Genomic DNA, 7,559 nt, shown 5'->3' on the forward strand with positions numbered 1-7,559 from the left:
GGTCACACTGGCGCCGCCGACGCCAATACCAAGCCCGCCTCAGCCACTACCGACGACGCGGCCACCCACTCACCTAACTGCCGTTGCAGTACTAGGCGGACACGAGGCGGGAGACGCCCGCGTTGACCTTGAAGGAGCGCACCTTCGAGGCCGGGTGCGGGGGCCGCACCTCGAGCACGCCGTAGCCGTGCCCGTCCAGCTCCGCCCACGTCACGTGCGGGTTCGCCGCGCGCACGATGCTCGCCGCGATCGGCCCGACCAGCCCCGGCGGCACGCCGACGAAGTCGTTGACATTGTCGCTGGTCACCGACGGAACCACGAACTCGACCGCGGTGGGGGAGTTCAGCGTGGACAGGGGTGGTGAGCTCGTTGGCCCAGCTGGAGTGGATGTCTCCGGTGATGAACACGCGGTACCAGTACGCCGTGGCCGCCTGCAGGCCCCGCACGTCGACCTTGACGGTGTGGTCGCGCTCGGGGCCGGTGGTGACCTCGCCCGAGCGCACGACGCCCGAAGCCGGCATCGGTGGCGATCTGCCAGGTGACGGTGGTCGCGGGCCCGGCGCCCGACCCTGGGGCCGACCGGGCGTCGGGGGTGACCCGGGTCCACAGCAGGATGCCGTCGGGCAGGGGGTCGCCGGAGGCCACGCCGTGCAGGAAGAGCGGGCTCGCCGGGGTGGCGTCGCCCGCGACGGCGACGGTGGCCGCGGTGGCCCCGCCGGCGATCAGCAGCGCGCGCCGGGTGAGGCAGCATCGACAGTCATGGTTGCCGTTTGTACGCCGGCCGGTTACTCAGCAGTACCCATTCGAATGGAAGTTGCGGCGAACGAGCGATGTCGCCTGGCGAAAATTAGTACATGTCGGATTCGTCCGGAGACCACGGAGACTGCGACTGGACACAGGCAGTACCTTCTCTGCATGGCCACGGTGCTGCTGGTTGAGGACGACCACGTCGTGCGGGGTGCCCTGCTGCGCTCCCTGACCGACCGTGGTCACACTGTGCACGCGGTCGGCACCGCGCTGGAGGCGCTGCGCCGCTTCGCCGCCGAGACCCCCGACCTGGTCGTGCTCGACCTCGGCCTGCCGGATCTCGACGGCGCCGACGCCCTGCGCATGCTGCGCGGCATCGCCGACACGCCCATCATCATCGCCACCGCCCGCGACGACGAGGCGGAGATCGTCCGGCTGCTCAAGGCCGGCGCCGACGACTACATGATCAAGCCGTTCACCTCGGCGCACCTGGACGCGCGGATGACCTCCGTGCTGCGCCGCACCGGCCGGGCGAGCCGCGAGGAACCCACCGCCATCGAGGTGGGAGGCTTGCGGGTGGACATCGGACAGCGCCAGGCCTACCTGCACGGCGAGCCGCTGACCCTGACCCGCAAGGAGTTCGACCTGCTGGCGTACCTCGCCGCCCGGCCCGGCCGGGTGGTCTCACGCCGTGAGCTGTTGGAGGAGGTATGGCGGCAACCCTCAGTGGGCGAGGACCAGACGATCGACGTGCATCTGTACTGGCTACGCCGGAAACTTGGCGAGAGCGCGTCAGCGCCCAGATACCTGCACACCGTGCGGGGCGTGGGCTTCAGGTTCAGCGCCCCGGACTGAGGCGGACCCTCGCCTACGTCTCCGCCGCGGTCACCACGATGGTGGCCCTCGCGTTCCTGATCCCGCTGGGTCTCGTCGTCCAGCAGCTCGCCCGCGAGCGTGCCCTCGCCGACGCCGAACGCCAGACCGCCGTGGTCGTGGCGGTCCTCACCGTGACCACCGACCCGCTGAGCATCGAGCGGGCCATCGCCAGCACGGGCGGGCCCGCGGTCACGCGCGTCTCGGTCCACAACCTCGGCGAGACCGGCGCGGAGATCGGCTCCGGGCACGCCGCCGCCGGCGACCTGAGCCGCGCCGCCGACGCCGCCGCGCCGGTCATCGCCGCAGTGCCGGGCGGGCTGTCGTACCTCGAGCCGGTCGACCTGGGCGCGAGCCGCACGACTGTCGTCGAGGTGTTCATCCCCGAGTCCGAGCTGTCCAGCGGCGTCGCCGGGGCCTGGTGGGCGCTCGGCGCCGTCGCGCTGGGCCTGATCGTGGCCTCGGTCTGGGTCGCCGACCGCCTGGCCGCGAAGATCATCGCGTCGGCGCGGCAGCTGGCCGGGGCGGCCGGGGCGCTCAGCGAGGGGTACCTCGACGTCCGCATCGACCCCCAGGGCCCTCGGGAGCTGGCCGACGCCAGCTTCGCGCTCAACCTGATGGCCGACCGCATCATGGCGCTGCTGTCCAACGAGCGCGAGCTCGTCGCCGACCTCTCGCACCGGCTGCGCACCCCGCTGACCGCGCTGCGCCTCGACGCCGAGACCCTCGACGACTCCCAGGACGCCGACCGCATCCGCGACGCCATCGCCGCGCTCGAGGTCGAGGTCGACAAGCTGATCCGGGCCATGCGCGAGCCCATCGACGCGCACTCGCCGACCCCGGACCGCGGCGAGCGGGCCGACGGGGCCGCGGCCACGACCGGCGACGAGGGCTGCGACGTGGCCGAGGTCGTCCGCGACCGGATGATGTTCTGGTCCGCGGTCGCCGGCGACCAGGAGCGCGACTGCAAGGCCACCGGGACCGACGCGCCGGCCCCGGTCACCGTGCCGAAGGGCGAGCTGGCCGCGGCGCTCGACGCGCTGATCGGCAACGTGATCCGGTACACCCCCCAGGGCGTGCCCTTCGAGGTCGCCGTGACGCGCCGCGAGGACGGCTACGTGGTGCTGCGCGTCGACGACGGCGGCCCCGGCATCCCCGACCCGGAGCTGGCGATGCAGCGCGGCGAGAGCCAGCAGGGCTCGACCGGCCTCGGGCTCGACATCGTGCGGCGGGTGGCGGTGGCCGGCAACGGCGCCGTGAACATCGGCACGAGCAACCTCGGCGGGGCCAGCGTGGTGATCGTCATGACCGACGCCGACCCGGCCCCGAAGGAGGCCCCGCCGCCCTCGCGCTGGCTGGTCGGCCGCCTCTCGCGCGAGCCCAACGAGCGTCGATCCCGTCGCCGTCCGTCATAGGAAAACACCCGTACATAGCGTGGGAACAAGTCTCACTTAGAAGTGTCTTAACTGGCCCGTTCCAGGTGGAATGCACACCTGTCACCTGGCTATGGTCGGCGCGTTCCCACGTGGACGTCGGCTCTCACCCGCCTTGCCACCCTCGAAGGCCGGCGTCCCGCGCGCGGCGTGGATCGGTACCTCTGCCCTGTGCCGATCCACGCCGCGCGCCTCTTTACCCCTCCCGGAGGACCCGAGCGTGCCAGCGCGACCCGAGAAGTCCCGCCGCTCCATGCGCCGTGTGCTGACGACCGCCGCGGTCGTCGTGCTCGGCGCGGGCGCAGCCATCGCCGGACCCGGCGCCTTTCAGTCCCTGTTCCACGAGAAGGACCGCGAGCCGACCGCGATCTCGCACGTCCCCGGGGACAACCCCGACCAGGGCCTGATCTACCAGGGCCTGACGCCCGCCAAGAAGGGCGAGCCCTGCGTCGGCGGGTACGTGCTCACCGAGCGCGACCAGTGCAGCCACGGCCCCGACGTCCCGCCGACCGGCCTCAGCGTGCACACGCAGGTCAAGACGGTCGCGGCCGTGACGAAGGAGGACGTCCCGGCGTCCGACACCGCCGCCGCGCCCCAGGACCAGACGGTGCTCGCCGACGAGAACGTGGCCGAGGGCGCCGACGGCGGCCTCGCGGTCGTGCCCGACGCGGTGGCCGCCGACGGCAGCGCCGCGGTGACGGTCGGCGCGGCCGGCGTGGTCTGCGACGGCGACGGCGTGACCGGCAAGCGCATCCAGGTCCTCTACGTGCGCGACGTGAACACCAAGAGCCGCTTCGCCGAGTACCTCGAGTCCTTCCGGACCTGGTCGGCCGGCATCGAGACGATCTACAACGCCAGCGCCCAGGAGACCGGCGGCGAGCGCCACGTACGCTTCGTGACCACCGCCGACTGCAAGGTCGACGTGCGCGAGGTCGAGCTCGCGGCGGGCGGCATGGCCACCTTCGACGCCACGATCAACGGCCTGAAGGCGCTGGGCTACAACCGCACCGACCGCAAGTACGTGATCTTCGGCGACGCCAACGTCTACTGCGGCATCGGCACCTTCGCCGGCGACACGCAGCCGGGCGAGAAGAACCGCAGCAACGGCGGTCCGGGGTACGGCCGCAGCGACAACGGCTGCTGGGCCGCGAGCGTGGCCGCGCACGAGCTGGGCCACAACCTCGGCGCCGTGAACAACAACGCGCCGAACTCCAGCAAGGCCGGGCACTGCCTCGATGAGTACGACATCATGTGCTACAACGACTCGGGCGGCCTCACCACCAGCGTCAAGTGCAACGACCGGAAGCACGACGACCGGCTCGACTGCAACCACGACGACTACTACAACACCAACCCGAGCCCGGGCAGCTACCTGGCGAACAACTGGAACGTGGCAAACAACCAGTTCCTGATCGCCGGCAGCGGCGGCACGACCCCGCCGCCCACCCCGACGGCCACGGCGAACCCCACGCCGACAAAGACGACCGCGTCGCCTACCCCGTCGAAGACCACGTCGTCGCCGGCGCCGACGCCGACGAGGACGACTGCGTCGCCGACTCCGACGAAGACGGCCACGCCGGCGCCGACCCCGACGCCGACCCGGACGTCCACCGGCGGCCTCAAGGAGTTGCGGACCAGTGCGCTCGACGCGACCTCTGTTCGGCTGTCCTTCGACCCGGCCGGCGCCGGCGCCCGGTACGCCGTCCTGGTCAACAACCGCACCATCGGCCGCACCACCGCGACAAACGTCCGGATCGTCGGCCTGCACGCCGACACCGACTACCAGATCGGGATTTCGCTCTCGCAGAACGGCGCCCTGACCCCGTACACGAAGACCGTGACGGTGCACACCGCCGCGGCCGCGACCCCGGCCACCGGGGCGTGGACGGTGTTCGGCAACAGCCTGACCGGCGGAGTCGTCGACCTCTTCGGCGCGCGGCGGGCCGCGGGTACCCCGGTCATCCTCTACAGCCGGCACAACGGCGCGAACCAGCAGTGGAAGCTCGAGGCCTCCGGCGACGCGTTCGTGGTGCGCTCGAAGGCGACAAACGAGTGCCTGAGCACCGCCGGCAACAAGGACGCGGCGGGCGCCACGGTGGTACAGGCCGACTGCAACTCCGCGCTGAAGTGGACCGTCACCAAGACCGCCGACGGCGTCGCGCTCACCTCGCCGGGCGGCCTCGTGGTCGGCGTGAGCAACAACGCGTTCTTCGGCAGCCGCCTGCTCGTGCTGCAGAAGGCGACCGGCGCGAAGTACCAGAGCTGGGTACCGCAACAGGCATGACGCACACCCCGCACGACCGTCCCGGCCCGGCGCCCCTGTGGCGCCGGGCCGGGGCGTGCCTGGTGGTGACCGTCCTCGCGGTCGCCGTGGCCGTCTTCGGGTTCGCCGAGGACGCCGACGCGCACGGCGGCGTCGTGCTGACCCTGCACGGCGACGGCCGCGGCTCGGTCTGGGTCACCAGCGTCTGGCAGGACGGCCACCCGGTGACCGAGCCGATCGGCATGACCATGCTGGCGACGTCCAGCACGGGTCAGCGGGTCGGCCCGGCGCCGCTGAAGCGCAACGGGGACGCGGTGACCTACAGCGGCACCCTCGCCCCCGGCGAGTGGACCGTCGTCGCCGACATGGGCACCCCGGCGATCGGCCGCTGCGAGGCCGTCCTGCACGTGGCCGAGGCGAACGCGACGCCCGCCCCGGACGAGAAGACCTGCACACCACCCCCGTCGTCGGCGCCGCCGGCCCCCGAGAAGGCCTCCGCGTCCTACACCTGGGTGTGGTACCTGCTGGGCGTGGTCGTCGTCGCAGGCGCGCTGGCCTTCCTGTTCCTCCGCCCGGCTCCCAAGCCGCCGCCGCGCCGCCGCTGATCCGTCGCTTTACCGATATAGACTTGACCGGTACAGCAGTTGGGCCTACTGTACCGGTATAGGGTTCATTACCGGTACAGAGGAGTTCGTCATGAGCACGTTCCCGTTCGCGATGGTCATCTCCCAGTCCGCGCTCTCCGAGGAGTTCGGCGGCGCCTGGAACGGCGAGACCTTCGAGTACGCCAGCGCCCTGCCCAACGCGCCCGTAGTCGGCCACGATGCGCCGGTGCGCCCGCCCCGGGGGTACCGCACCCGCCACGCCCTGGCCGCGACCCTGCGCAAGGCGGCGGAGGCCGTGGCCCCGGCCCCGGCGGTGCGCTCGCACCCGGCGCGTTAAGGTTCTGCGCAGGAGGACAGACATCGACCTGGGAGGCGCTGCGGTGGGAAGGGTGACCCTGCAGACGATCGCTGACCGGGTCGGCGTGAGCCGGATGACCGTCTCCAATGCGTTCTCCCGCCCCGACCAGCTGTCCCCCACCCTGCGTGACCGGATCCTGGCGGTCGCGGACGAGCTCGGCTACGTCGGGCCCGACCCGGCCGCCCGGGCCCTGGCCAAGGGCACGACGGGCGCCGTGGGCATCCTGCTCACCGACTCCCTGAGCCAGGCCTTCGGCGACGAGGTGGCGACCACGTTCCTGGGCGCCATCGCCGACGAACTGGCCCCGACCGGCCTGGGCCTGACCCTGCTGACCACCACGGCGGCGGGCAACGTCGTCCCGGCCCGCGACGTGGCCATGGACGGCGCCCTGGTGTACTCCTGCGACCCGGAGAACACCGGCGTCGAATGGCTGATGCGCCGCAAGATGCCGCTGGTCTTCATCGACCAGGACCCGGCCGAGGGCGTGCCGGCGGTGAACGTAGCCGACCGCGCGGGCGCCCGCGCCGCCGCCCAGCACCTGGTCGACCTGGGCCACCGCCGAGTCGGCGTGGTCACATCGGGCATTCGCGGCCGCCACGGCCTGATCGACCCGAACGGCACGGGCGACATCATCGACGGGTACGTGGCCGGCCAGCGCCTCTCGGGCTGGCTGGACGCCCTGACGCCGGCGGGCGTCACGCCGGTGATCGCGCGCCTCCCGCACGGCGACCCGGACTCGGGCTACCAGGCGGCGCGGCTGCTGCTGGAGGCGGCGGAGCCCCCGACGGCCGTGCTGTGCTTCTCGGACGCCCTGGCGCAGGGCGTGATGGGGGCCGCGGCGGACGCCGGCCTGTCCGTACCGGACGACCTGTCGGTGGTCGGCTTCGACGACAGCCCCGCGGCGGCGAGGATGCGGCCCCCGCTGACCACGGTCCGCCAGGACATCCAGTCCAAGGGCCACGCGGCGGCGGCCGCCTTGACGAGGGCCATAGAGGCATCCCGCACGGGCGAGCCGGCCCTGGCGGAGCACCTGTGCCTGCCGGCCGACCTGATCGTGCGAGCAAGCACCGCGGCCCCGCGCAACTGACGTTCGTTCCACCACGAGCTGTCCAGCCCCGCCCAGCCGTGCCCTACCCTGTCTTGCCTTGCCTTGCCTTGCCTTGCCTTGCCCCGCCGTGCCCAGCCAGCCCAGCCGGCCCAGCCCAGCCGGCCCAGCCCAGCCGGCCCAGCCCAGCCGGCCCAGCCCAGCCGGCCCAGCCCAGCCGGCCCAGCCCAGCCCG

7 protein-coding genes and 1 pseudogene are annotated in these 7,559 nt (G+C 72.5%); 6 read left to right on the forward strand and 2 right to left on the reverse strand.

What is annotated here, in order from left to right:
• Window positions 1-91: 91 nt before the first annotated feature.
• Complete coding sequence (locus tag AB0B76_RS54170; RefSeq protein ID WP_360392842.1) at window positions 92-307, reverse strand: hypothetical protein; 216 nt, start codon at window positions 305-307, stop codon at window positions 92-94.
• An 88-nt stretch (window positions 308-395) separates the two neighbouring features.
• A pseudogene (locus AB0B76_RS54175) lies at window positions 396-645 on the reverse strand (PhoD-like phosphatase N-terminal domain-containing protein); the annotation flags it as partial.
• A gap of 270 nt (window positions 646-915) precedes the next feature.
• Between AB0B76_RS54175 and AB0B76_RS54180 the strand changes: the two are divergent.
• The 6 genes from AB0B76_RS54180 (at window position 916) to AB0B76_RS54205 (ending at window position 7,366) form a co-directional block, all read left to right on the forward strand.
• Window positions 916-1,602, forward strand: a complete 687-nt coding sequence (locus AB0B76_RS54180; protein WP_223102380.1) for a response regulator transcription factor — start codon at window positions 916-918, stop codon at window positions 1,600-1,602.
• 38 nt (window positions 1,603-1,640) lie between these two features.
• On the forward strand, window positions 1,641-3,035 hold the full coding sequence (locus AB0B76_RS54185; RefSeq protein ID WP_360392755.1) for a HAMP domain-containing sensor histidine kinase: 1,395 nt from the start codon (window positions 1,641-1,643) through the stop codon (window positions 3,033-3,035).
• A gap of 238 nt (window positions 3,036-3,273) precedes the next feature.
• Entirely contained in the window at window positions 3,274-5,337 is a 2,064-nt protein-coding gene (locus AB0B76_RS54190; RefSeq protein ID WP_360392758.1) for an RICIN domain-containing protein, read from the forward strand.
• Window positions 5,334-5,921 (forward strand): hypothetical protein, encoded by a 588-nt coding sequence (locus AB0B76_RS54195; protein ID WP_360392761.1) that lies wholly within the window; start codon window positions 5,334-5,336, stop codon window positions 5,919-5,921. The genes AB0B76_RS54190 and AB0B76_RS54195 overlap by 4 nt, the downstream gene beginning before the upstream one ends.
• Window positions 5,922-6,012: 91 nt before the next feature.
• On the forward strand, window positions 6,013-6,258 hold the full coding sequence (locus tag AB0B76_RS54200; RefSeq protein ID WP_360392764.1) for a hypothetical protein: 246 nt from the start codon (window positions 6,013-6,015) through the stop codon (window positions 6,256-6,258).
• A 52-nt stretch (window positions 6,259-6,310) separates the two neighbouring features.
• On the forward strand, window positions 6,311-7,366 hold the full coding sequence (locus tag AB0B76_RS54205; protein ID WP_360392767.1) for a LacI family DNA-binding transcriptional regulator: 1,056 nt from the start codon (window positions 6,311-6,313) through the stop codon (window positions 7,364-7,366).
• Window positions 7,367-7,559 lie beyond the last annotated feature (193 nt).

This window comes from Dactylosporangium sp. NPDC049140 (assembly GCF_040648435.1).